The following is a 25126-nucleotide window of genomic DNA, read 5'->3' as shown; positions in this document are numbered from 1 at the left end:
AAAGGTCGCTAATGGCGAAGCACCCGTTTCAGAAACAGGCGCGCCCTGTCCTCGCGCGGCTGCGCGAAGAATTCCTCCGGCGGGGCGATTTCCACGATTCGGCCTTCGTCCATGAACACGACCCGGTCGCCCGCTTCCCGCGCGAAGCCCATCTCGTGCGTGACGACGATCATCGTCATGCCTTCCCGTGCCAACGTCTGCATGACGTCCAGCACTTCCCCGACCATTTCCGGGTCGAGGGCGGACGTCGGCTCGTCGAAGAGCATGATCTTCGGCTTCATGGCCAGCCCCCTCGCGATCGCCACGCGCTGCTGCTGGCCGCCCGACAATTGCGACGGATACCGGTCCGCCTTGTCCCCGATGCCGACTTTCTCCAGATAAAACATGGCCGTCGCCGCCGCTTCCGGCTTCGGGATGCCGAGCACCTTCATCGGAGCCAGCGTGATGTTGTCGATGACCTTCATATGGGGATAGAGATTGAAATGCTGAAATACCATTCCGATGTCCCGCCGCAGCTTGTTGATGTCGGTCTGCTTGTCGTTGACCTTCACGTCGTCCACGGTCAGGCTGCCGCTCGTAATCGTCTCGAGCCGATTGATGCACCGGAGCAGGGTACTTTTCCCCGAGCCCGACGGACCGACCACGACGACGACTTCTCCCTGCGCGACTTGCAGATCGATCGTCTTGAGCACATGAAAATCGCCGTAATGCTTCTCCACTTGCCGAAATTCGATCATCGGCATCCTCCTTTCCGCATCTCGCTCACAATCGGGACAGGTTATGTTATGTAAAATCACATGATGTGTAGATAATCATAACGAAAACCTACGCGATCCTATCGAATCCTACAGTTCGCATGGAATTTTTTTCATGTCCAGCACGCAAAGAAGCCCGCATCGCTGCGGGCTTCTTGATCATCTCTATGTTCACGCGCCGGCTTATCCTGGATCCCCGCCTAACGAGTCGCGTTCACGGTCTCGGTATCCATGAGAGCTTCCGTGAACCAGTTCGGGTAGATCGCCGCCGGACGGGTGAGATCGTCCAGGAAAGCGAGCTCCTCCGCCCGAAGTGCCAGATCGGCAGACTTCAGGTTGTCCTCCAATTGACGCCCGTTGCTTGCGCCGAGCAGCACGGTGGACACATGGGGCTTGGCCAACAGCCAGCTAAGCGCTGCCTGAGCGGGCGTCGCCCCGTGAGCGTCCGCGATCTCGCTCAGCTTGTCGACCACTCGGAAGCCCCGCTCCTTATCGAGCGGAATGAAATCGAAGCCGCTCAGCCGGTTGCGCGAATCGGTCAGATTGTCGCGCGTATACTTGCCGCTTAGGAAGCCGCTAGCCAGCGGACTCCAGACCATGAGGCCGACGCCGTTAGCCTTCTGAAACGGTACGGCTTCATGCTCGATGTCGCGCCCGACCAGCGAATAATACATTTGGCTGGTGATGAACGCGGCCCATCCGCGTTCTTTTTGCATCTGGAGCGCTTGCGCGGCCATCCATGCCGGCCAGTTCGAATAGCCGATGTAGCGCACCTTTCCGGATCGCACGAGATCGTTTAACGCTTCCAGCGTTTCTTCCAGCGGCGTGAACGGATCGGTTTTGTGCACGATATAGAGGTCGATGGCATCCGTGTCCAATCGCTTCAGGCTCGCTTCGCAGGAAGCCGTGATATGCTTGCGGGACAATCCCGTCCGGATTAGGCCGCCCCCCGTCCGCATGCCGACTTTCGTGGAAATGACGACTTCCCGCCGATGTTCTTTCAACAATTTGCCCAGCATGATTTCGCTCTGTCCGTCGGCATAAGCATCCGCCGTATCGAAAAAGTTGACGCCCGCTTCCAACGCCTGGCCGACCAAAGCCTCCGCATGGTCCCGGTCTACTTTGTACACGCTCGGAATGCTGCCGGAACCGAACGTCATTGCCCCGAATGCCAGCTTCGACACCACCAATCCGGAATTGCCCAATCTCGTATACTTCATCTCGCTTGTTCCTCCTCGTCGATTCGCGCGTCATTCAACCATGCTTTTAGTTTAACGGTCCGGAAGAACGCGCGGCTTGAACGAAATGCGCCGTTTTTGGAACAAAATCGTCATGATCGGGACGAAGGACGGCATCGGGACTTACGTTCGCAGCAGAAACTCCCGCGGGGGGACGCCGACGATTTTTTTAAAATGCCGGTTCATGTGGCTTTGATCCGCGAATCCGAGCCGGGCGGCGATCTCGGCCATCGAATGCGCGCCGGCGCGCATCAGCTGCTGAGCCTGCTTTACCCGCAGATGAATCAAATATTGATGCGGCGTCAAGCCGGCATGCTGCTTAAATAGCCGAACCAGGTGGGATGCGCTCATATTCGCGACGCCCGCAAGCTCATCCAGTGCGATGTCGCGCGCCGAATGGGCATGCATGTATTCGATAACGTTGGCAATCTGCCGTTTGGATATCGTGCCGGGCTGCGGGGAGGATGGTTTTCGCGCCGCTGCATAGTTTTGCAGCAAGTGAACCGCCAGCAGATTAGAGAGGGAGTCGGCATACAACCGGCCGTTTGCCCCATCGCTGCGCACTTCTTCCGCCAGCCACTGATTGATTTGAAAAAGCTTCGGATCCCGCATATGCAATTGATGATGCAGTTCCACGTTTCCGGCGATGCTTATATCGGACTTCAGCGCGACCTCCCGCAGAAAGTCGGGAGAGATATTCATGCGGAAGAAGGTCAGCTCGCTGTCCCATCGGCAGTAGCTCATCTCTCCGGCGGAAAACAGATTGATGCTGCCGGGCTGTGCCTGGCGTTCCAGGGCATATCCGTCGGCGCGCTCGTATACGCGTACCGGCTGCGGCGTTGCATGAACGACGATCAGATGCTCCGATAAGGCGGGCTCATAGGCTTCCTGCGGCGCGATGTCCTGCCAAATCGAATACGAGAGACTCTTCCAACCTAGCGGCTCGCTGTTTATGACGAGCCCGTTGTTTGCCATGATTCTTCCTCCCTTCCGCCAGCGGAACGCGCAAAACCGCGCGTCCTCCGAAGGACGCGCGGCCGATTGAACGATTTCATCCTCGATGACATCGTTGGCCCACCTATTCACCTATGTTCCTGCCTGGATTTCGTTAAGCCTTAGGTCCCTGCCCCGCTTCGAGCAGGCGTTTTTTCGCCTCTTCGTACACGTTGCCGGCAAGCGGTCCCTTCTGGGCGATACGAATATTTTCCGCCAAGTGCTCGGGGTTCTTCGTACCGACGATCGTCGTGTTCATGCCGGGGTGGCTCAACGTAAAGCGCAGCAAAAATCCGGTCCGGCTTTCGCCTTCGTCCAGCAACTCATCCAGCTTCGCGTTCTCCCAGATCGCCCACCGGTCTTGATTGCCTAGCCCGTGGCCGGGTTCGCCGCGGCCCACGCCGCCTCGAATGATCGTGCCCGCCCCTGCTGCCGACGCTTGGCTAATGAGGTTCTCGTGGTCCCGCTCGAGCGCGGAATACGGGATCTGGAACGAATCGAACGCGCCCGATTCAATATAGCCCGCGATATGCGGGATCGTCGAGGAGATGCCGATCCAGCGCGCTTTGCCCGCAGCCTGAATTTCTTTCAGTACCTCGACCAAGCCGCCTTCCTCCGTCTGTTCCAGCGAAGGATTATGCAGTTGCAGCAAGTCCACGTAGTCCGTCTTCATTCTAGCCAGGCTTTCGTCGATATTGCGGAGCAGGTTCTCCCTTGTCCACACATGCGGCGTCTCGTCATGATCGCCTGCGTTGACGACCGTGCAGCCGCATTTGGTCGCCAGGATATATTCGCTGCGCCGATGGCTGATATAGCGGCCGATATACTGTTCGCTCAGGCCGTAATCGTAGGCGGTGTCGATAAAATTGATGCCCGAATCGAGCACCGCGTTCAAGATCCGTTCCGCTTCCGCATCCGCTACCGGCCTTCCGCCCCAAATGCGGGGACCGCGTATCTCCATCGCGCCGAAACCGAGACGGCTTACTTCCAAACCCGTTCGGCCCAATGCCGATTTTTGCAGCTCACTCACCGTTCCCACCACTCCTTTGATCGAATCGTAAGGTACTGCCGGTTAAAGTCAAAGCTGTTCATTCCACGTGAAATTGCCAAGCCGTTACCAGGCGTAAGCTTGCGGAGCCTCGCCGCCGGGTCCTGGGAAGATCTCGTCCAGACGCTTCATCGTGTCTTCCGTCAGCTGGATCTCGACGACGCGCAGCGTGTTCTGGAATTGCTCCAGCGTGCGCGGTCCGATGATCGGCGCGGTCATCGCCGGATGCTTCAAGGTCCAAGCAAGCGCGACATTCGCTTCGCTCTCGCCGAGTTCCCGGCACAGGCTGGCGAATTGCTCCAGCTTGCCGCGGATCGCTTCCACCCGTTCCTGCGAGCGCGTGCTTCTCGAGCCGCCGGATGCCTTCAGCGCGTTGCCTCCGAGCAGACCGCCGTCCAAAGGACTCCACGCGATGACGCCGATTCCGTGTTCTTCGGCCGCGGGGAGCACTTCCAATTCGGGCAATCTGCACAACAGGCTGTATTTATGCTGTTCGGAGACGAGTCCAAGCGTATGTCTCGCCTTGGCTTCGTACTGGGCTTTCACGAGGTCCCGTCCGGCGAAGTTGCTGGCGCCGACATAGCTGATCTTCCCTTGGTTCACGCAGACTTGGAACGCTTCCCATAGCTCGTCCCAGCTGACGTTGCGATCCACGTGGTGCATCTGATACAGCTCGACATGATCCGTATTCAAGCGGCGCAGCGAGGCTTCCAAGTGGCGGCGGATCTTGTACGCGGACAAGCCGCGCGCCGCGTTGGGGCCGTCGGTCGTGTCGTCCATGTCGCCGTACACTTTGGTGGCCAGCACGACTTTCTCCCGGCGCCCGCCGCCCTGCGCGAACCAGCGTCCGATGATTTCCTCGGTTCTTCCTCTGTTGTCCTGCCCGCCGTAAACGTTGGCGGTATCGAAAAAGTTGACTCCGGCATCCAAAGCGGCATCCATGATCCGAAATGATTCTTTCTCATCCGTTTCAGGTCCGAAATTCATCGTGCCCAAACACAATTGGCTGACCTTCAAGCCGGACTTTCCCAAGTAGGCGTATTTCATGCGTTAGTTCCTCCCGATCCTTGAATGATAATAATCCGCTCGTTTCATAAAGATCTGCTCGACTCGTTCGACGATTTTGCCGTCCTGCTCGGATTGCCGTTTCACTTCGTTCCATTCATCGTCTTGCGAGAACGCTTCCCATTGTCTGGTGCGTTCTTCCATGCTGTCGTAGCTCATGGTGTAGTAGAGCTTCGGCTGCGCCTCCAGATCCTCCCAGAAGTCGCACACCTGCATGCCCAATCGGTCGAAAATGCCAAACGTATGCTCGGAAAAGCGCTTTCGAATCGCCTCGATCCTTCCCGGAAGAATCGTATAGATTCTCAACTCGTACAACATTCGTCCAATCATCTCCAATCGTATGCCCCCTCCAATTATAGTAAACTCGTTCGGACCTGAGAAGGAGTGAAAAATGTTATATTAAGTTACCTGAAGGGAACTATTCATGGACGCGCGCAGAAAGAGAAGCCGATTCTTACGCCGTTGACGGGTTTCTTTCCGATGAAATTCACCAATGCGGATCTCCTTCATAAATTGTAGAAAATCGCCTACGGCGATCATCGAAGGAGCGCGCAAGCGAAATGAAATTAACGCTGGATATCGCAAAACTGCTGCTGAACGAAGCGGTGCGGAAATCGAAAGAGCTCGGAATCATCGAGAACATCGCCATTGTCGACGACGGAGGCAATCTGATCGCGTTCGAACGCATGGACCAAGGCAAGATCGCCGGCATCCAAATCGCGATCGATAAAGCATGGACCGCGATCGGGCTGCAGACCCCCACCGCCAACCTGTCCGCCGCGCCGGGCGGGCCCCAATACGGCTTGAATACGACGAACAACGGGAGAGTCGTCGTCTTGGGCGGCGGAATTCCGCTCGTTACGAACGGCGGTCACTTCGTCGGGGCGATCGGCGTGAGCGGCAGCACGAGCGCCAACGACATTCTCGTGGCGCAGGCAGCGGCGACGCTATTCGCTTCCCTGCCGATCGCAAGAATAGGGTCGAGCGGCATTCGCGCGCTGAACTTGTACTAGGCGCAGACGGCATTATATAGAAGCGAACTGCCGAAGCGTCCGGCAAGACGAAGACATACGAGTAAAAGCCCGTTCAAAGCCATGCGATAGGCCGGGAACGGGCTTTTGGTTTATTGAAATTTCTTTAGCTTTCATGCGATGCGAAATCCGTTCGATGGTTCGATATGATCGCCATCGCGGTCGATATGTCCGCGTTCGCGGCTCTTTACCAAGCGCTCTCGCCGCCGTCGACGGCATAATTGGCTCCCGTAATGTAAGATGCCCTGTCGGAAGCAAGGAATGCCGCGAGCTCCACGATTTCCTCGGGTCGGGCGAAGCGCTTGAGCAGCGTCTTTTTGGTGATCGCGTCCCGGGCCGCCTGATCGTCGCCAAGATCGCGTTCGCTGGCCGGAGTCAAGACCGGTCCGGGGCTGATCGCGACAGCGCGTATCCCGTGGCTTGCGCCTTCGAGCGCGAATTGCCGCGTCATGGCGATGACGCCGGCGTTCGCTGCGCTATGCGCGACCATGGGAGGGGTCTCGCCCGCGATCATGCCTGCCACGGACGCGACGTTGATGATGACGCCTCCGCCGCGCCGGACCAGGTGCGGCCAAGCGAATTTCGACACGAAGAAAGGAATGTCGAGCTCGCCAGCTATGGTCGCCCGCCAGTGCTCGATAGAGAAATCGGGCATCGGACCGAAGTACTGCATAGCCGCGTTGTTGTAGACGACGTCTAGCCCGCCGTAGGCGGACGCGGCTTCCTCCACGAGCTTTCGCGCCTGTTCGGGATCCGTGAGGTCGATCGGCGCGATGCTCGTCATCTCGCCGCCGGCGCGGCGTACGAGTTCAGCGGTCTCATCGTTGGCTTCAACCTTGATGTCGCTTCCGATGATCTTCGCGCCTTCCCGCGCAAAGGTAAGCGCGGCGACGCGACCCTGACCGCCCCCGGTTCCGGTAATCAGTACGATTTTGTTGTCAAGAATCCCCATTAAAAACCCTCCCTGTTCGTGGTGTTCCGGGAGGACCGATTATCGGTTTCCCTCGCGGACATGTTCGATGCGGCAAGTCAGCCTTGCCGTGAATGCCTCAAATGCCTCGGTTCTATCGGTTATGCATTTACTTCGATCGTCCGTTAATGTTCATTATGCAACATCGTCGTCCCCTCCAGCCGTTCCAGACTGAAATGCTTACCATAGCGAGATCGAGCATGCGAGATTCTACATGCAAAGACCTGCTCGGGAGCGATTGTTCCGTCTCCTTGCTACTCACTCTACACCCGTCATTGAAACATGTGAAACATAAAATCGATACATATTCACACTCAATCGATGTATAATAGTCCTGAAACGGAACGGATCGAACAGGGAGGAAATCATGGAACTGCGACAACTGCGCTATTTTCTAATGCTGGCCGAGACCTTGCATTTCGGTCGGGCGGCCGAACGGCTGCACATCGCCCAGCAGCCGCTGAGCTTCCAGATCAAACGGCTGGAAGAAGAGCTCGGCGTCGAACTGTTGAAGCGGACGACCCGTTCGGTGGCGCTCACGCCCGCAGGCGAAGCGCTGCTGGACGACGTGAAGGCCGGGCTCGGCCGAATCGACCGCGGCGCGGAAACGGCGCAGCGAATCGCGCGAGGCGAAGGCGGGAAGCTGCATATCGGCTATACCGGCAGCAGCCTATACAGCGTCATGCCGCCGATCGTGCGCCGATTTCGGGAACGTTTCCCGCAGTTCGAGGTGGTGCTGCGCGAGCTGGCTTCGCCGGAATTGGAGCACGAGCTCCTGAATGAAGAGGTCGACGTCGGCATCTTGGTGTTCACCGGCGCGCGGACGGCGGGTTTGGCTTACGCGACGATCCATCGCGAACCCGTGTCGGTTGCGCTCCCCGTAAGCCATCCCCTCGCCGAGCGGGAAACGATCTCGCTCCGCGAATTGGCCGGCGAGCCGTTCGTCATGTACGCGCGCAATGCCAATCAACAGCTGTTCGATGATTTTATCGCGCTCTGCCACTTGGCCGGCTTCAGTCCTCGAATCGCCCAGGAGGCGACGACAGAATCGGCGATCATCGGTCTGGTGGCGGCGGGAATCGGGGTGACGGTGGTAGCGAGCAGCCTCGGCGGCGTACGGCCGAACGAAGTCGCCTACAGACAGTTGAGCGATCCGCCGATGATTTCCGAAGCGGCGTTAGTCTGGAAAGAGGACAAGCAGCTGCCGTTGCTGCAGGAGCTTTGCCGGATTGCGCGGGAAGCGACGCCGCAGGACGAATCCGGCGGCCAGCTTCAATAACGAAGTAGAATACCGTGGTTACGGACGGCGAAGCATTCTTTCGCCGATTCGGCGGCGTTTACGGGCGAGCACGGCAGCAGGCGAGCACGGCAGCAGACGAAAATCAATGATCAGCCGAGATTCAAGTGCCGGATCCCGTCCGATGCGCGGAACAATCTGCCAAGCCAAGGACCGCCGTTTCGAAATTCGGATACGGTGGTTTTTTGCGCGTCATTTCTGCATGCCGCGAGTTTCGGAACGCAGGCTGGATGAACCTCCTCTGACGTGGATACCCTAAGCAATGGCAGCAGCGCGCAGGATTGCGCGAAGCGGCTAAAGTGCCTTCATCTCCATCTCACCATCGGCTTCGACCGCGCTTTTACGGCCATGAATCCTTGTTCGGTTACCGGGTCGACACTGGCATGATCAATGCATGGTTGACAAATAGAGCGACGGGTTTATAATATTAACTAACCGGTTAGTTTTTTTATTGAAGACCGGTACTCCAACGAAGGAAGGTACTCATATGTCTAAAATAGCGATCGTCACCGGCGGAAGCCGCGGTTTGGGCCGCAACACCGTGCTGAATCTTGCAAAACGCGGCGTGGATGCCATCTTCACTTATCATTCCAATCAGGCTGAAGCCGAGGCCGTCGTCGGCCTGGTCCGCGAAGCGGGACGTCAAGCAATCGCCATCCAGCTCGACACCGGCAATGTCGGCTCGTTCGACGCTTTCGTGCAAAGCGCGGGACAGGCGCTTAAGGAACTTGGCAAGGAGCGCTTCGATTACTTAGTCAATAACGCCGGCACTTCGCATCATCAATCCTTCGCCGAGACGACCGAGGAGGAATTGGACACCCTCTTCAATGTCCACTTCAAAGGCGTGTTCTTCTTGACGCAAAAGCTCCTTCCGCTCATCAACGACGGCGGACGGATCGTAAACGTCTCGACGGGGCTGACTCGCATCATCACGCCGGGCAGCGCGGCCTATGCCTCGATGAAGGGCGCTGTCGAGATCCTTACCAAATACCAGGCCAAAGAGCTCGGCGCGCGCGGCATCGCGGTCAACACGGTCGCCCCGGGCGCGATCGCGACCGACTTCAGCGGCGGCATGGTCCGCGACAACCCGGAGCTGAACAAGCGCGTCGCGGATATAACGGCGCTCGGCCGCGCCGGTCAGCCTGACGATATCGGCCCGATGATCGCTTCCCTGCTCTCCGAGGACAACCGCTGGGTCAATGCCCAGCGCATCGAAGTCTCGGGCGGCATGTCGATCTGATCGCAACGAAAAGGGGCGCCGCTGCCGGCGCCCCTTTCGTTTAAGTATGGATGCTATTACGATGCGCAAAAGTCCATTAGCGCGGTAATTCCACGGATACTTCGCGGCGGGATTCCGCCGAGCGCAGCACGCCGTCGATAATGGCTTGCTGAATAAGAATCTGATCGCCCGGGATCGGAGCCGGCAGGCCGTCCCGAACCGCTTCTGCAAAGTCATGCACTTTCCGGTCGAACAGATTCAGCTGATGCTCGATGACCGGGATCGGCGTCGAAGTATGGGCCCCGAACTCGTCATGGAAGAGCGTGATGGAGCCGACCGAGCCGTCCCATACGCCGGACCACGGCCCTACGCCGGCAGGCGTTACCTTCAGGCCGGCGTCCGTGCCGAGGAACATTGTCGCGCCGAGCGTATCCATGTGCATCGCCCAGGAGATTTTGAATTGCAGCACGAGGTCGTTCTCGAAGCGTACCATCGCGACGCCGAAATCCTCGACCTCGAAATTGCTCGCTTCCGGATGATACAGGTTATTCGCCCCGAAATGGTTCGACGTGAACGCGGAAACCGTAAGCGGGCGCGGGTAGCCGAGCGTGTTCAGCGCCATGTCCAGCGAGTAGCAGCCGATATCGGCCATCGCGCCGGCGCCGGCCAGTTTCTTGCTGATGAACGTGCCGCCCGGCATCCCGCGGCGGCGTCCGCCGCCCGTCTCGACGTAGTACACGTTGCCGAGGCGTCCGGATTGCACGATCTTTTGCAGCAGTTTCATATTCGGATCATAACGCGGCTGGAAGCCGAGCGTGAGCATTTTCCCGCTTTCTTTGGCCGCTTGCGTCATCTCGATGCCTTCCTGCAGCGTGACGGACATCGGTTTCTCCAGCAGCACGTTTTTGCCGGCGCGCAAAGCGTCGACCGTCGTGACGTGATGCGATACGTTCGGCGTGCAGATGCTGACGCCGTGCAGCTCCATGCGCAGCAGCTCGGTGTGGCTGTCGAAGGTAGCCGCTTCCGTCAATTCTTGCGCCTCCGCAAACGCGGCTGCTTTGCCCGGGATAACGTCCGCCACGCCGACGATCTCGACATACGGCAGTTTTTTATACGCGGATACGTGGGACTTGGCAATGCCCCCGGTTCCGATGATGCCAATTCGCAGCTTTTCGCTCATTGTCCGATCCTTCTTCCTATGAATGGGGTTGAAGTGCAGCTCGACATAATTAAAGATACAAAATGAAGATAGCATATCGCCGCGACAATGTTTACTTCAACTTGATGTCACACGACATGCGATTTTGCGACAGGTTGGCGCCGGGAGCTTCGCGCCTCCCGCGTTTAACGTCATTAACAACCGCCCAATTTCCCTAACTGCTTCCCCCACCGGGTTCGCGGGCTGCGATCCCCAGACATGCAAAAACGGAACGCCGCAAAGATGACCTTTGCTTCGTTCCGTCTCCGATTGCGATTATTCCAATTTATTTAACGGCATGAATCATTGCCGGAGCGCCGGCAGCGGCGTGAACGTCATCGCGATCGGCAGATTACTTCCCGATGCGATGGTGAACACGATATCCACCGCTTCCTCGCTGTCTCCCGTACGGTACAGAACGGCAGACTGGGCGTTGTTCTTCAGCGCCTGGTTGTTCGCGACCGTCACGAGCTGCCCGTTCACGAGGAACGCGCCCGTGTATAACCCGCCGCGCGCATTCAGCGCGATCATGGTGCGCGGCGCGACATGCGATAGGTGCATCCGGTAAAGCACGCCGAAGTTGCCCAGATTGTATTCCAGCTGCCCCGTCGTCTCGTCGATGCCGTCCAGGATCGTATCGACCGTCTTGTCGCCGAACATGACGCGCGTCGGCGTATCGCCGATCTGATCGTCGATGTCGATCGAGCGGTCTGCGCTGTAGAACGTGCCTCTGACATGAACGCCGTCCCTCGGCATCACCGCGAGGTTCGGCAGCTCGGCTACCGGATCCTTGCCGACGGCGGTGACGACGATGTTGTACACCAATTCCTTATCGGAATAAACGTCCACGTAAGAGCTAAGCGAATCGTTCGGCTTGAGCGGCGTCTTGGCGATCTCGGGCAGAATCTCCTTCGTCTCGCCGGGACGGATCGTCGACCATTGCGGAGAAGGATTGCTGGCCAGCGAGGTCAGATAACGCGACGCGGACAGCTTGCCGGCGAGCTCCGGCGAAGGCGTCGGTCCGCCCATGCCCGCGGCGCTCTTGTTATAGTTCACCGTGGAATTCCCGATATTGGTCGCCAGCAGGTGAATCGTGACGGGATACCCGATTTTATTGACGTTGTGGAACATGAACCGGACTTTGTCCGACAGCTGGGCATGATATTCGATGCCTTCTTGAACCAGCGTCTCCGGACTGTTGCTGCGCACCATCTGGGCCGCTTCCGATACGATCCTGTATTTGTACGAAGGGAAGTTCAGCACCGCTTGACCGTCCACCGCGAAGATATCCCCCGTCGCCGCGAACAACTGGTCGTACTCGTCCTTCGTGTACAGCACCTCGTTCGTGACCGTAACCGTCTTCGTCACCGTCGACGTCAGGCCGTCTTTGTCTGCGACGGTCAGCGTGACGGCTTTGTCCCCCGGCTCGAAGAATGCCTTGTCGTTGCCCGTAAACGTGCTGCGGACGATCGCATTGCCGTCATCGGTGCTCAGATCCGTATAGGTCACGGTTTCGCCGATGCGGTATTGCGGCTTATCCGTGGCGAAATTCGCGACCGGCGGCAGGTTCGGCGCTTGGACCGTCACGGTGACGGAGTACGGATCGCTCCAGACGCCGTTGCTGTCTTCCACTTCTCTCGTGACGACATACGTGCCCGCCTCGGGGAACACGTCCATCCGCCCGTCCCAACGTTCGTCCACGAACGGCAAGCCGGTCGCGTTCGTCGCGTGATCCACGTACGTGACCAACGTTTGGCCCGCATAGATCACGGCAGGCTGCACTTCGAAATCCGCCGTCGGTTTCGGCGGGATGACCGCCGTCGACCACTTCAGCGTGATTTCCTTGTTTACGACCGCGATCGTGCTGTCCGCCATCTCGCCCCAGGAACGAAGCGGCACCATGAGATAGCCGTTAGAGATAAACGCCGCGCCTGTCAGCTTGGTCGCGACGCCGTCCCGGGTGGCGGTGTCGCTGCCGATCTTGAAGACGAGCTGATGCGTATCGCTCTTCGCGATGGATTCCTTCTTCTGGGCATCGTACGATATTTTATAGCCGTAACGAGCGGCAATGGAGCTGAACGGGATAAATGTTCGGCCGTTAATGGAGACGACGGGTTGCGCGGATTGATACGTCGATCCGTTATGGACCATGTTGGCGCTCCCCATCGTTAACACCAATTTATCCGTGGCAGCCGTCGGCTCGGCGGGGCTTACGCCCTCCGCGGAAGCGTCATTCGATACCGCATAACCAAAAGACAACAATAAGAACGATACAATCAACATCCATTTCAACGATTTCATGCCCTGTCTCCTCTTCTCTCTCGTATGCCCCGACGCAGGTTCGCGTCCAATGCAAGCAGTCTGACGACAGCTTCGGTTAGTTTGACGTCACACCCATGGCGATAGTTGCGAATAAATGGAAAGCGCCATTTTTTGGACACATTTCCTAAACGCATTCCTCATATATCCTTTTGCAACAATAGGCTCTGATGCAGCTGTCATCGCGATATCAACTCAAGAGGAACCGATTTTATAAGTCACAACTATGTCAATATATCTAACATTCTTAGCGACATATGGCTCATAGACCTTAAGGATTTAGTAGGCATTGCTGATCTTGACAGTAAATCCTAACCAATATATGCTAATTTATGTAATAAAAATTTACATATGGAGGGATCCTCATGAATGTGTCCAGAAATAGAAAACGGACCGCATTAAAGGTTCTGGCGCCGCCGGTGCTATGCTGCTTGCTGCTTGGAAATACGCTGACGGCGTACGCGTTAGATGCGAACGGGATGATCACCGAAGCTTCCACCACGACGGCGGCCATGAACGATTTGAAAGCCGTCGCGGAAGAAGCCAAGCGCTTGAACTTGAAGGATTATCCGGCGGCTTACGCGGATAACGTGAAGTATGCCTTATCGCTCGTTCAGACGATCACGCCGAACAATACGGTCGACAAGATCAACGAGACCAAGCTCATCCTGCGCGTCGCGTTGGATACGCTGACCATTGATTTGGAGAAATCCACGATCGAAGACATGCAGGCGATGGTGAAATCCAAGAAGCTGACCTATGAGAAATTGGTTAACATGTATATCGCCCGGATTAACTTATACAATTCGCATTCCGTCAAATTGAACGCCGTCGCCATCATTAACCCCAATGCCATCCGATTAGCCAAGGAAAGCGATGCGGCGGCGAAGGCGGATCCTTCCAAGGCCGCGGGCATGTTCGGTATCCCGGTTCTTATCAAAGACAACATCGGCACGGCCGGCGCCGACGGGATGCCGACCACGGCCGGCTCCATCGCCCTTGCGAACAATTATCCCGAGCAGGATTCGTTCCTGGCGGGTCGGCTGAAGAAATCCGGCGCGATCATTCTGGGCAAGACCAACCTTTCCGAGTTCGCGAACTTCATCGCCCAAGGCATGAGAAGCGGCTATTCCACCCTGCATAGCCAAGTGCTGAATCCGTATTTGCCCGGCGTGCTCGATGTTTCCGGTTCATCCTCCGGCTCCGGCGCGGGCGGGGCGGCCGCGCTTGCCGCCATTACCATCGGCACGGAAACCTCCGGCTCCATCCTCTCGCCGTCCACCAATAACTCGCTCGTCGGCTTGAAACCGACCGTCGGCCTCGTGAGCCGCAACGGCATCATCCCGCTCTCGCACAGCCAGGATACCGCAGGCCCGATGGGGCGCGACGTTGCCGATGTTGCCGCCCTGCTGTCGGTTATGCAGGGCTACGATCCCAACGATCTGCACATCAATATGGGCGTTGACGACGAGATTCAAGTCGACGAATCCTATCTCGACGCGCATAGCGAGAACTACGCGGATTATCTGAAGAAGGACGGCCTGAAAGGCAAAGTGCTCGGCGTTTACAACATTCCCGACAAGGAGAAGCAGCCGGATACGTATGCCGAATTCCAGGACGTCATTCGGATCCTCGAGGATCAAGGCGCCCAAATCGTTTATGCCGCCGGCGGCGGCCCCATGGTCGGCGAATTGCCTGCCGCCCCCGCGTCCAAAGTGCTCTATTACGACTTTAAGCAGGATATTGAAGCGTACTTGAAATCCCAGCAAAAGCCTATCCTCGCGAGCGACAATAAGACGGTCATCAAGAGCCTGCAGGACATCATCAACTACAACGGCACACACCTGGATGTATTGAAATACGGCCAAAGCATCCTCCAACAATGCGTGGCGTACGACATGACGCCGGGCTCCCAGGATTACCGGGACTACCAAGCGCAGCGCGCGGCCGATATCGCGTATGCCAGGAAAAACGGAATCAATTATCTCTTGGACAAGTACAAGCTGGATGCGCTGATCGGACTGAACGGCGCGACGACGGGCATAGCCGCCAAGGCGGGCTATCCGAGCATTACGGTGCCGGCAGGCTACCGCACGGCGGAGGGCAGCAACGGACAGCCGATTAATCTTCAAATCACGGGCGATGCGTTCACCGAGGATCAGCTTATCCAGATGGGGTACGCCTTCGAACAGGCGACCAAAGCCCGCGTCGCGCCGGGAATGGCCGTGAAAGACCGGCTCAAGACGCTGCTTGACGATGCGGCGTCGCTCCAGATGAGCGGCAAAGACTACGACGATGCGCTCGCCGTGTACGTCAGCAACTTCTCGAGCCAACGTGAAGTGGATCACATGGTCAATGTGTTAAATGCCGCCCTCTATGCATCATGGAGACAGCAATGGCAGGACATCTTCTAGGATCATCGCATGCTTGACTGATTGGAATAGACCGAACGGAGCGGTAAAGGCAGGATTGCCTTGCCTCCGAACTTCAACGCGTTAATGCGAAGCGGCTGCCGGTAAACCTGCCGGCAGCCGCTGACGCGCGCATTTCCCCCCCGCGTTTTTGCGCAGGCTCTCGAGCCCGCGTTTTTCAACAGGACAACGAATTCGGTCGTGCCTTTCCGAAAGCTCCCGGCTTCATCGAATCCGTGCTTGCGGTACAACTTGAAGGCCCGCCGATTGAACGCCGCGACCGTTAACCGCAGCGGTAGTTCACCATGGATGCGCACCAACGAGCCGAGTACGAAGGCGAAAAATTCGGATCCAAGCCCTTGGCCCGTCAGATCTGGCTTCATGCCGAGCCCGATGTCGAGATACGGCTCCGCGTAGACATAACTTTCGTTGGGAACCCGCGCCGGATTCCCGGCGCAAAAGTAGCCGATCAGCGTATGCTCCGAGTCAAATACCGCGTAGTACGGATACTCCTCATTCAGCATTTCCCGAATCGCTTCTTCCGTGGCATCATTGTCGTAGTAGCTGTACGGCTCTTCGTATTTCCAACGCGCGATCTCCTCCGCATCCGCACGCTTCATCGCTTCATATTGCAGGTGCAGCATCGGCTGCCTCCTTCCTTGTCGCTCTCTAACAATTTGCTCTTCGTATCCGAAATCCTTGTTAGATACCGGTCCCGATGAAAATCAACCGCCAAACAAGGCACAGCGTGCGAAAACGCGACAAAGCCGTCGAGACTTGCTCGACGGCCTTTGCCGTAATCGTACGGGAAACTTTCACGAGCCCGTATGCCGGGAATCAGTAGGACGAGAGATAGGAGCCGCCAACGACGGTGATGGACGAGATGCCCGGTCCGGTCCAGCCTACGGCGAGATTGTCGCCGCCCCCGCCTTCCTTGTGCAGCACTTCGAAATAATACGGCTGCCCCGCGGTCAGCGCGACCGCGCCGGATTGCTGCGTGGCGTATTTATTCCATTCCCTTACGCCCGCGTATTCATAGACGTTCGCGATCATCGCTTTGTTCGACGGGCTGTTGTTCGTGCTCAAGTAGAGCTGGCACTCGTCGTCGCCCGCGATATAGAACGTATAGGAGCCCGTCGTCGCCGGCGTGATGTAGCCGCGAATCCGCGTGCCGTAGTTGTCGCCCCAGTTCGTCGGTTCCTCCAGGCTCGTGAGCGCGGCCGTTCCGCTCGGCGTCGTGCCGGTCGGAATGGAAGCCACGGACGTGCCCGCGATTCCCGTCCAATACTCTTGCGTGACGCTTCCGCTGCCGCCGCCGGAAGAGGCATTGGTCGTCACGGCCAGCGCGCTGCTGGCCGCCGATACGTTGCCTGCCGCATCCTTCGCCTTCACCGTGAAGGAATACGCCGTGCCCGCGGACAATCCGCTTACCGTAAACGAGGTGCCGGACGTCGTGCCGGCGAGCGAGACGCCGTTATACACCTCGTAGCCCGTCACGCCGACGTTGTCGGTCGATGCCGACCACGAGAGGCTGATGCTCGATGCCGTCTTCGACGGCGACGTCAAGGCGCCCGGCGCGGTCGGCGCTTGCGTATCGCCGCCTCCGCCGCCGGTGCCGCCCATATTCACCTCGCAGGTTTTGTACGCGCCCGAAATCGGATCGCCGAAGGTGCTGTTGCCGCAGAACACGGAATTGGTGAACGTGCCGTAGTTATAGCTGCCGCTCGCGCCGTAACGCACTTCCTTCGTGCCGCTGAAGGTGCACGTATTGTTCTCCCCGGCGCAGAAGACCCAGTTGGCCGTCGACGAGGAGTCGGTCGTGACGTTCGCCGCACCGCTGGCCGCCGATACGTTGCCTGCCGCGTCCTTCGCCTTGACCGTGAACGTATATGCCGTGCCGGCCGTCAGCCCCGTCACCGTGAACGCCGTCGAAGTCGTGGAGCCCGCCAAATTCGCGCCGTTGTAGACATCGTAGCCCGTAACCCCGACATTGTCGGTCGCGGCCGTCCACGACAGGCTGACGCTCGTGCTCGTCTTGGACGGCGACGCGAGCCCGGTCGGCGCCGACGGAGCCGTCGTATCCGACGACGAATTCGTCGTGACGCTAAGCGCGCCGCTCGCGAGCGATGCGTTGCCTGCCGCATCCTTTGCTTTGACCGTGAACGTGTAAGCCGTATTCGCCGTCAAGCCGGATACCGTGAACGTCGTACCGGACGTCACCGTGCCCGCCAGCGTCGAACCGTTGTAGACATCGTAGCCGGTCACCGCGACGTTGTCGGTGGAGGCCGTCCAGGAGAGCGTGACGGCGGTCGCCGTTTTCGACGGGGCTGTCAGATTGGACGGCGCCGTCGGCGCTTGGGTGTCGCCGCCTCCGCCGGTTCCCGCCAGATTCACCTCGCAGGATTTATAATAGCCCGGAGCCGGGTCGCCGAATTGATTGGTGGAGCACATCACGGAATTCGTGAACGTGCCGTAAGCATAGCTGCCGTTCGCGCCGAAGCGCACCTGCTTCGTGCCCGTAAAGCTGCATGTGTTGTTCTCGCCCGCGCACAGCGTCCAATTGGCAAGCGGATCCGTCGTGACCGTCACGCCGTTGCTCGCGGCCGAGACGTTGTTCGAGGCATCCTTCGCCTTGACGGTGAACATGTACGCGGTGTTCGGCGCCAAGCCGCTCGCGACGAACGTCGTGCCGCTCGGTCCCGTCGTGGAACCGGCCAGCGTGGAGCCGTAAAAAACGTCGTAGCCGGTCACGCCAACGTTATCCGACGAAGCGGACCAAGCCAAGCTGACGCTCGTATCCGTCTTGCCGGTGGAGGCCAGATTGTTCGGCGTCGTCGGCGGCTGCGTGTCGCCGGCGGCCGTCGTGACGTTCACCGTATTGCTGGCCGGCGAGACGTTGCCTGCCGCATCCTTCGCGCGGACCGTGAAGCCGTACGCCGTGCTCGGCGTCAAGCCCGTTACGGTATACGTCGTTGCGCCCGCTCCGGACGTGGAGCCGACGAGCGCGCCGCCCTTGTACACGTCGTAACCGACGATGCCGACGTTATCCGTCGCGCCGGACCAGGAGAGATCGACGGTCACGTTGGATTTGGACGGCGAGGTCAGCGTCGGCGCCGTCGGCGCCTGCGTATCCGGCGGACCGGCGTAGACGTTGACCGTCTGCTCCTTCAAGCTCGCGCGTCCCGTGTTGTCCCAGACGACGAGCGTGACCCGGTACGTGCCGGCATTCTGGTAGGTGTACGTCGGGCTGGCCGCGTTCACCGGCGGCCCCTCGCCAAGATCCCAGAGGTTTTCCGCGATCGTGCCGTTGTCCGTGGACGAATTCGTGAAGGTAATGGACTGCCCCAGCTGCACGCTGAGCGGCGCGCTGAAGTTCGCCGCCGGCTTCGGATCGCCGAATCCGCGGCTCGTCAGCTGCGTGTTCGTGCCGTTGCCGCTCACCGTGTTGTTGCTCCATTCGAGATCCGCCGCCGTCGACGGGTATTGATCGATCGACGGTCCGCCGTTGCCCGTGATGACGTTATTAATGAAGCTGAGCCGGTCCGTGCCGGAAGCGGTCGTAATCTCGATCGCTTTGCGCCCGTTATTGATGATGCGGTTGCTGTCGAAGGTCAAGTTCCGCGAGTTGCCGTGGATCCGGACGGCATTGCCGTCATAACCTGGATAAGCCGCGGCCGGATTGCCGACAGGTCCGTTCTGGAAGGTATTCTTGTAGAAATATTGATACTGCTCGGTCTCCCCCGTGTCCGCACCCTGCAGCTGCATACCCCACATGACCATGTTCTGCACGGTATTGTAACCCCAGTACTGGTAGCCCGTTCCGGGGGATTGCTGCATGCCGACCTGCTGGCCGCCGTCGACGAGATTGTCGGAGGTTACGCCATGGTCCACCATGACTTCGAGTCCCATGCCCTGCACGGTGCCGTCCGTCGTATGGACGGTATTGCGCCGGACCGCGATGTAGGCGGAACGAACGGCACTGATCCAGTGGTCGACGTTGTTATCCTCGATGACCGAGTTGTTGCAGTTCGTGTGAAGCTCGATCGACAGGCCGTGCTCGTGCAGGCCCGAGCCGGTGATCGTGTTGTTCTTCACGACGACGTTGTTGCACGTATCGTTGGCGAAAATGCCGCCGCGCCCCGTGTTGGCGATCGTGTTGCGCAGGATCTTCGTGCCGTTGGAATTCCAGCCCGCGCGAATGGCGCCGCCCCACGAGGAATTCACGCCGATGTTCGTGAACGTATTGTCCGCGATCGTCGAGTTGTCCGTGCCGGAGAGCAGGACGCCGAACGGCGCGAACCCGTCCGCTTTGACCAAATCCTTGATGATATTATGATGAATGTTATGCCCGCTGCCCGGCTCCCCCCATATGCCGGAGACGACATGCGTGTTGTTGTTGCCGTCCAGCGTCAGCTGGGCAACCTCGACGCCCGTCGTATTGCTGAGCGTGATCATGTTGTTGTCCGTCGTGCCGCTGTACTTGATAATCGTCGTGTCCTTGCTTTGCCCGATCAGCTTGATGCCCGACTTGGCGTTGATCGTGCCGGTAATGTAGTACGTGCCGGCGGGAAAATAAACCGTGTCGCCGCTCGACGCGGCCGCGATGGCGTTCGCGATGCCCTGCAGGTCGTCCGTCGTATCGCCGCCGTTCGCCCCGTACGCGGTGACGTTCACCGTCGCGGCGAAGGCCGACGGCAGCGGAATCACCGGCAGCAAGGTCGCGAGCGCCAGCAGGATGCTGCCGAGCTTGCGGCGCGGTTTCCTGCCCAAAACGTTCTTCATTAATTTTCAGCTCCTCTCGTATCTCGGTTCATCGGCTGACTGGTCTGCGTTGACGGCAGGTCCGATTGTGCCATGCCAAGCAATACCGCATTCACCTCCTCCTCTTTCGGAAGTATCGCTTACGCAGGCTATGGAGACTACTGTAAATTGCGCGAAAGCTTCCGGTATGGACTATGTTATTTGCGATTAACTCTTCCGCCGGCCTCCGGCGCGATCGCGCGGCGAATCGGCAAGCCTAGAGCCGGAAGCCGGACGCGAGGGACGCCGGGCAAGCAAAACGCGCAGCGTCAAAAAAGCGCAAGGCATCACGATCCGTGATGCCTTGCGCTCCGCTGTTCGCGCAGCTCGAGCCTGCCCGATCACCCGCTCGAGGCGGCCGTTCTTGCAGCGAATGAGATGTCCTGTCCGGCTGGTTATGCCGGACAAAAATCGATCGCCGCCGATTCGCGGACATCCGCGAAAGACCGGAAAAGCTCGTTGCGGCTTGCGATGATTTGTTCCGCGCTTTGCCCGCCTTGGGCCCAGGTGCTGTGACAATCGCCCGCCACCGTCGTGCGATAGCCTAATTCGCTTGCCCGGCGGCCGGTTGCTTCGATGCACATATCGGATTGCAGGCCCGCCACGACTATCCGTTCGATGCCGAGCTTGGCCAATTCCGTTTGGAGGTTCGTCTCCTGGAACGAGTCGGGCACGTGCTTCTGAATAACGATGTCTCCCGGGACGGGCGCGACGCCGGGGTGGATCTCCCAGCCCGGCGTATGGGATGCCAAAGGTTCGCCCTCGCCCTCGTTATGCTGGACATAGATGACCGGGGTATCGCAAGCCCGCGCTTTCCGGATCAGCTCGCGCACGCGCTCGACCAGGCCTTGTCCGTCGTGAACCGGATCCGATTCCATGAACATGCCGTTTTGCACGTCGACGATCAGCAATGCGGTATCCTGACGCATGATATAGACCTCATTTCATCATTATAATAGCTTCACGTTCATTATATACAAACATATGTTCTTATTTCAATACCTAATATCCATTCGATGCCAAACAAAAAAACCCGTCCGCAATGGACGGGTCTATCTTCGTCGGTTAGATCGCTGCCTGCGCCGCCGCTTCCTCGCGATGACCGGCTTTGTTAGGCAAGTAATGGATCGTTTTGATGAAACGGATCGTCCTGGTTTTGGCGCGCATCACGACGGAATGCGTCTCCGCCTGCTGATTGGGGAGAAAGCTCACGCCCTCCAAGAATTCGCCGTTCGTCACGCCGGTCGCCGCGAAGATCACGTCGTCGCTGCCGACCAAATCGTCCATGGACAGCACCTTCACCGGATCGGCGATGCCCATCGCGACGCAGCGGTCGTACTGGGCCGTATCTTCCGGCATCAAGCGGCCTTGGAATTCGCCGCCCAAGCATTTAAGAGCCGCGGCCGCCAGCACGCCCTCCGGCGCGCCTCCCGATCCGAGATAGAGATCGATCCCCGTCTCCGGGAAAGCGGGCGCGATGGCGCCGGCAACGTCGCCGTTCGACAGGAATTTGATTCGGACGCCGTTATCCCGCAGCGTTTGAATCAAGGCTTCATGGCGTTCGCGTTCAAGCACCATCACGGTCAGATCGGAGACCTTTTTCCGCAGCGCGGCCGCCGCCTTGGTCAGCGTGACCCCGACAGGATCCAGCAGACTAAGCTTGCCGGCCAAAGCGGGACCGACGGCGAGTTTCTCCATGTACATATCCGGGGCGTGCAGTAGATTCCCTTTGTTCGCGATCGCGATTACGGCCAGGGCGTTGTTCAACCCGTTGGCGACCAGCGTCGTGCCTTCCAGCGGATCCACCGCCACGTCTACCTCGGGGCCTTGCTGGTTGCCGAGCTTCTCGCCGATGTACAGCATCGGCGCCTCGTCCATTTCCCCTTCTCCGATCACGACGGTTCCCTTGATGGACACGGAGTCGAACATCTCCCGCATGGCCGACGTCGCCGCTCCGTCCGCGCTGATCTTATCTCCCCTGCCGATCCAGGGCGCGGACTCCAATGCGGCCAATTCCGTCACCCGAACAACCTCCAGTGCCAATTCGCGTTCCATTATCTTCTCCGCCTTTCGCGATCCTCATGTATGGATATTCAGGCTCGAAATCAAGCCGTAATGCCGGACAACCATTTCACGGCGTGATGCACGCCTTCGAATTCATGATGCTGCCATTTCTTCGCGTTCCTTCGGCTCGGCGTTTTGCCCTTGCCGCCGTCCGCGACATGCTTGACGGGATTGACGGTCGCCGCGTATTGAATGCCGGCATTGAGCAGGCGGGGCAGCCATTCTTCGGCCAGCCATTTGGTGTCTTCCGCCAGGACCAGAATATGACTGCTGTCGAACAACGCTTTCTTCGCTTTTTTCATGACGGCCAATTCAATCATTTTATCCAGCGGCTCGCGGAACTCGTCCCCTTGCGCGAAAGAATTCCAGGTAATCACGACGGATTCGATTGCTTCGTCCCAGTAGATATGGGCTTTATCGGATGTATAGTAGTTTGTCATTGTCGTTCACTCCCACTAGTATTGGATTGCTTTGGATTATTGTTCAAATTGTGCGGTGTCAACTCGTAGTTCCACTATAATACGAAATGCCCCCATTCATGTAATACATAATTTCCACAGGAGCTATAGACCCCGTCTATGGGCAATCCGCATAGGAGCTAACTGAAGCGCCAATCGTGCGATCCTCCCCTTGCTTAAGCGCCTGCAAACGAAAAAGGACCCGCAGCAAATGCCGCGGGCCGTGATTGCAAAAATTCATAAACCTCTCCTCAAATGAAACGTATGACCGCTGCCGCGTCAATCCGCATAGAGCGCCTCAGCATTCCGCGGACGTCATCTCGTTGGTGAACATCCGCTTGTACTCGCCGGGCGACAGCTTTCCGGCTTCCGCGGGCGCATAATGGAATTGCAGCGCGCGCCTGCGCTGCCCGGAGAAATTGAACGGCGTGCCGTGATAAAGCAAGCCGTGAAAGAACAACGCGCCGCCCGGCTTGAGCGGGATCGCCACGTCTCTGTCCACCGGCACGTTGGCATCGCAGAGCTGCCAATCGCGAACGGCGTAATGCGGCGCCGCGCCATCCATATGGGAACGCGGTATGACATGCATGCAGCCGTTGTCGACCCCGGCCTCGTCCAAAGCGATCCACACGCCGACCACCGCTTTCTCGTACGCGAGGTTGCCGTATGCCATATCCTGATGCCACGGCTTCTCGCCTCCGCCGTGCGGCGGTTTGAGCAGCGCCTGATCCTGAGCCAGCTTGGATTGCGCGCCCAGCAGCTTTTCGACGACGGCGGCAATCGCCGGACTATGCGCGGCCGCATGCAGCACCGGATCCGCGTCGACGTAATCGTACACTTTGCGAACGGCAAGCTCGCGCTCCTCGTCGGTATGCAGCTCGCTTTGGGGCTTCGTGAATTGAATCTTCGCCATCGTCCCCGGATCGAAAATATGGCCCATGATCGCGGCGATGCAGGCATTGACCTCATCCGGGTCAAGCACGCCGTCGATCGCGACGAAGCCTTGCTCCCGATATTGAAAGACATGCTCGTCCGTGAAGGCCGAGACGGACGGCAGCGGCGCGTGCTGCCTGCCGAACCGATACATCCGGCCGTTGATTTCTTCTGCATTTTGTAAATTTACGCGTGACATCGATACACTCCCCATTTCGCTTTGCGCTGATATTTGATACGCTAATCGTAGCGCGGAAGCGCATGCAAGAAAATGGAGGGAACCGACTCATTTTTGTCAAAACATGCGCTTCCCTCCCTGAGAGGAGAACTGCCCTTGCACACGATACGCTGCGCAAGCTCTTTCGGCAAAGCCCGGTGCGAGCCGGGCTGGATATGGTCGCCCAAGCTCCCCCTGCACGACTACGACCTCTGGTACGCCCTTGACGGCAAAGGGGAGATGCGAATCAACGAGGAGCGATATCCCGTCGGCAAAGGCTCCTGCTTCCTGATTCGTCCCGGCGATGCCGTTCACGCCACGCAGGACGACAATCAGCGGCTGACCGTGATCTTCATTCATTTTACGCTGGACGAGAACGCCGCCCCGGCCCTCCCCGGCAGACATGCGAAGTTCGAGGATACGGCCCTCCCCGAGACATGCCTGCAGCGGATGCTCGACGTGCAGCAGCGCGGCGAAGCCGCGAAGGACGATGAATTCGAGCTGCTCATGCGCCTCGTGCTGCTCCATATGCGGCGGCAGGAAGAAGCCGTCCATGCCCCGGTCTCGGCCATGCACAAGCAGCTCGTCCATAAGGTCATCGACGAATTGGCCGAGCATCGCGGCGTCGCCGCCACGGTGGCCGACCTCGCCTCGGCTTACGGCGTCTCGCCGAGGCACTTAAGCCATTTGTTCAAGACCTATACGGGCTATTCCCTGAAAACGTACATGACCCGCGTCCGCATGGAACGGGCCCGGTTTCTCCTCGCCGAAACGGCGATGAACGTCACCGAAGTCTCGCTTGCGCTCGGCTTTGCGGACATTTATCATTTCAGCAAGGCGTTCAAGCAGCATTGCGGGGCCCCGCCGACCCGCTTCCGGTTCAAGGGGCGCTCCGCCGCGAGCCATTACGGCGAACCGCCGTCTTGAACGTCCGCCAGCCTGACGGACATCTGGCAGCGAATGCGAAAAGCCCGCCTGACGGGCAGGCGGGCGGGTGAGTAATTAGGTGATCGGTTTGGTGAATCGCAATCAGTGACGCAAAGCTAGTAGGTCGGCGGCTGAAAGCAGCAGCTTTCCAATCGAAAACTGCGGCGGAACGCTAATCGACGA

20 protein-coding genes are annotated in these 25126 nt (G+C 58.6%); 5 read left to right on the top strand and 15 right to left on the bottom strand.

The window, feature by feature from the left end:
• Positions 1 to 8 precede the first annotated feature (8 nt).
• From AC50YL_RS18440 to AC50YL_RS18415, 6 genes are all read right to left on the bottom strand, one after another.
• Positions 9 to 737, bottom strand: coding sequence for an amino acid ABC transporter ATP-binding protein (locus AC50YL_RS18440; RefSeq protein ID WP_494833736.1), 729 nt, complete (start codon positions 735 to 737; stop codon positions 9 to 11).
• A 218-nt stretch (positions 738 to 955) separates the two neighbouring features.
• Positions 956 to 1975 (bottom strand): aldo/keto reductase, encoded by a 1020-nt coding sequence (locus AC50YL_RS18435; protein WP_494833735.1) that lies wholly within the window; start codon positions 1973 to 1975, stop codon positions 956 to 958.
• Positions 1976 to 2116: 141 nt separating this feature from the next.
• Positions 2117 to 2968, bottom strand: coding sequence for a helix-turn-helix domain-containing protein (locus tag AC50YL_RS18430; RefSeq protein ID WP_494833733.1), 852 nt, complete (start codon positions 2966 to 2968; stop codon positions 2117 to 2119).
• 133 nt (positions 2969 to 3101) lie between these two features.
• Positions 3102 to 4016, bottom strand: coding sequence for an aldo/keto reductase (locus tag AC50YL_RS18425; protein WP_494833732.1), 915 nt, complete (start codon positions 4014 to 4016; stop codon positions 3102 to 3104).
• An 84-nt stretch (positions 4017 to 4100) separates the two neighbouring features.
• A complete protein-coding gene (locus AC50YL_RS18420; RefSeq protein ID WP_494833731.1) occupies positions 4101 to 5081 on the bottom strand; it encodes an aldo/keto reductase in 981 nt (326 codons plus the stop codon).
• Between the two features lie 3 nt (positions 5082 to 5084).
• A complete protein-coding gene (locus tag AC50YL_RS18415; protein ID WP_494833729.1) occupies positions 5085 to 5429 on the bottom strand; it encodes an NIPSNAP family protein in 345 nt (114 codons plus the stop codon).
• Positions 5430 to 5659: 230 nt separating this feature from the next.
• On the opposite strand from AC50YL_RS18415, the gene AC50YL_RS18410 reads away from it, so the two are divergent.
• Positions 5660 to 6112, top strand: coding sequence for a GlcG/HbpS family heme-binding protein (locus AC50YL_RS18410; protein WP_494833727.1), 453 nt, complete (start codon positions 5660 to 5662; stop codon positions 6110 to 6112).
• Positions 6113 to 6317: 205 nt separating this feature from the next.
• On the opposite strand, the gene AC50YL_RS18405 is transcribed toward AC50YL_RS18410, so the two are convergent.
• Positions 6318 to 7082, bottom strand: coding sequence for an SDR family NAD(P)-dependent oxidoreductase (locus AC50YL_RS18405; protein WP_494833725.1), 765 nt, complete (start codon positions 7080 to 7082; stop codon positions 6318 to 6320).
• A gap of 385 nt (positions 7083 to 7467) precedes the next feature.
• Between AC50YL_RS18405 and AC50YL_RS18400 the strand changes: the two genes are divergently transcribed.
• Positions 7468 to 8379: a LysR substrate-binding domain-containing protein gene (locus AC50YL_RS18400; RefSeq protein ID WP_494833723.1), complete on the top strand. Its 912-nt coding sequence runs from the start codon at positions 7468 to 7470 to the stop codon at positions 8377 to 8379.
• Between the two features lie 505 nt (positions 8380 to 8884).
• On the top strand, positions 8885 to 9637 hold the full coding sequence (locus AC50YL_RS18395; protein ID WP_494833722.1) for an SDR family NAD(P)-dependent oxidoreductase: 753 nt from the start codon (positions 8885 to 8887) through the stop codon (positions 9635 to 9637).
• 76 nt (positions 9638 to 9713) lie between these two features.
• Here the strand turns inward: AC50YL_RS18395 and AC50YL_RS18390 are convergent, their stop codons facing one another.
• Entirely contained in the window at positions 9714 to 10796 is a 1083-nt protein-coding gene (locus AC50YL_RS18390) for a Gfo/Idh/MocA family protein (protein WP_494833720.1), read from the bottom strand.
• 321 nt (positions 10797 to 11117) lie between these two features.
• Positions 11118 to 13115: a stalk domain-containing protein gene (locus AC50YL_RS18385; RefSeq protein ID WP_494833718.1), complete on the bottom strand. Its 1998-nt coding sequence runs from the start codon at positions 13113 to 13115 to the stop codon at positions 11118 to 11120.
• A 383-nt stretch (positions 13116 to 13498) separates the two neighbouring features.
• Here AC50YL_RS18385 and AC50YL_RS18380 point away from each other — a divergent pair, with 383 nt between their 5' ends.
• Positions 13499 to 15547, top strand: coding sequence for an amidase family protein (locus AC50YL_RS18380; protein ID WP_494833716.1), 2049 nt, complete (start codon positions 13499 to 13501; stop codon positions 15545 to 15547).
• A 2-nt stretch (positions 15548 to 15549) separates the two neighbouring features.
• Here AC50YL_RS18380 and AC50YL_RS18375 read toward each other — a convergent pair whose 3' ends face one another.
• The 6 genes from AC50YL_RS18375 to AC50YL_RS18350 form a co-directional block, all read right to left on the bottom strand.
• Positions 15550 to 16188, bottom strand: a complete 639-nt coding sequence (locus tag AC50YL_RS18375) for a GNAT family N-acetyltransferase (protein ID WP_494833715.1) — start codon at positions 16186 to 16188, stop codon at positions 15550 to 15552.
• 193 nt (positions 16189 to 16381) lie between these two features.
• Positions 16382 to 20326, bottom strand: coding sequence for a fibronectin type III domain-containing protein (locus AC50YL_RS18370; RefSeq protein WP_494833714.1), 3945 nt, complete (start codon positions 20324 to 20326; stop codon positions 16382 to 16384).
• A gap of 413 nt (positions 20327 to 20739) precedes the next feature.
• Positions 20740 to 21273, bottom strand: a complete 534-nt coding sequence (locus AC50YL_RS18365) for a cysteine hydrolase family protein (RefSeq protein ID WP_494833713.1) — start codon at positions 21271 to 21273, stop codon at positions 20740 to 20742.
• A 136-nt stretch (positions 21274 to 21409) separates the two neighbouring features.
• Complete coding sequence (gene glpX / locus AC50YL_RS18360; protein WP_494833712.1) at positions 21410 to 22399, bottom strand: class II fructose-bisphosphatase; 990 nt, start codon at positions 22397 to 22399, stop codon at positions 21410 to 21412.
• A gap of 50 nt (positions 22400 to 22449) precedes the next feature.
• Positions 22450 to 22848, bottom strand: a complete 399-nt coding sequence (locus tag AC50YL_RS18355) for a hypothetical protein (protein ID WP_494833711.1) — start codon at positions 22846 to 22848, stop codon at positions 22450 to 22452.
• A gap of 316 nt (positions 22849 to 23164) precedes the next feature.
• Positions 23165 to 23998, bottom strand: a complete 834-nt coding sequence (locus tag AC50YL_RS18350; RefSeq protein ID WP_494833710.1) for a phytanoyl-CoA dioxygenase family protein — start codon at positions 23996 to 23998, stop codon at positions 23165 to 23167.
• A 135-nt stretch (positions 23999 to 24133) separates the two neighbouring features.
• Between AC50YL_RS18350 and AC50YL_RS18345 the strand changes: the two genes are divergently transcribed.
• Complete coding sequence (locus tag AC50YL_RS18345; RefSeq protein ID WP_494833709.1) at positions 24134 to 24943, top strand: AraC family transcriptional regulator; 810 nt, start codon at positions 24134 to 24136, stop codon at positions 24941 to 24943.
• The last annotated feature ends 183 nt before the right edge of the window (positions 24944 to 25126 follow it).

Source organism: Paenibacillus sp. J22P277, assembly GCF_059383675.1.
The sequence above is the reverse complement of the archived record's forward strand: the minus strand, read 5'-3'. Positions and strand labels throughout refer to the sequence as shown.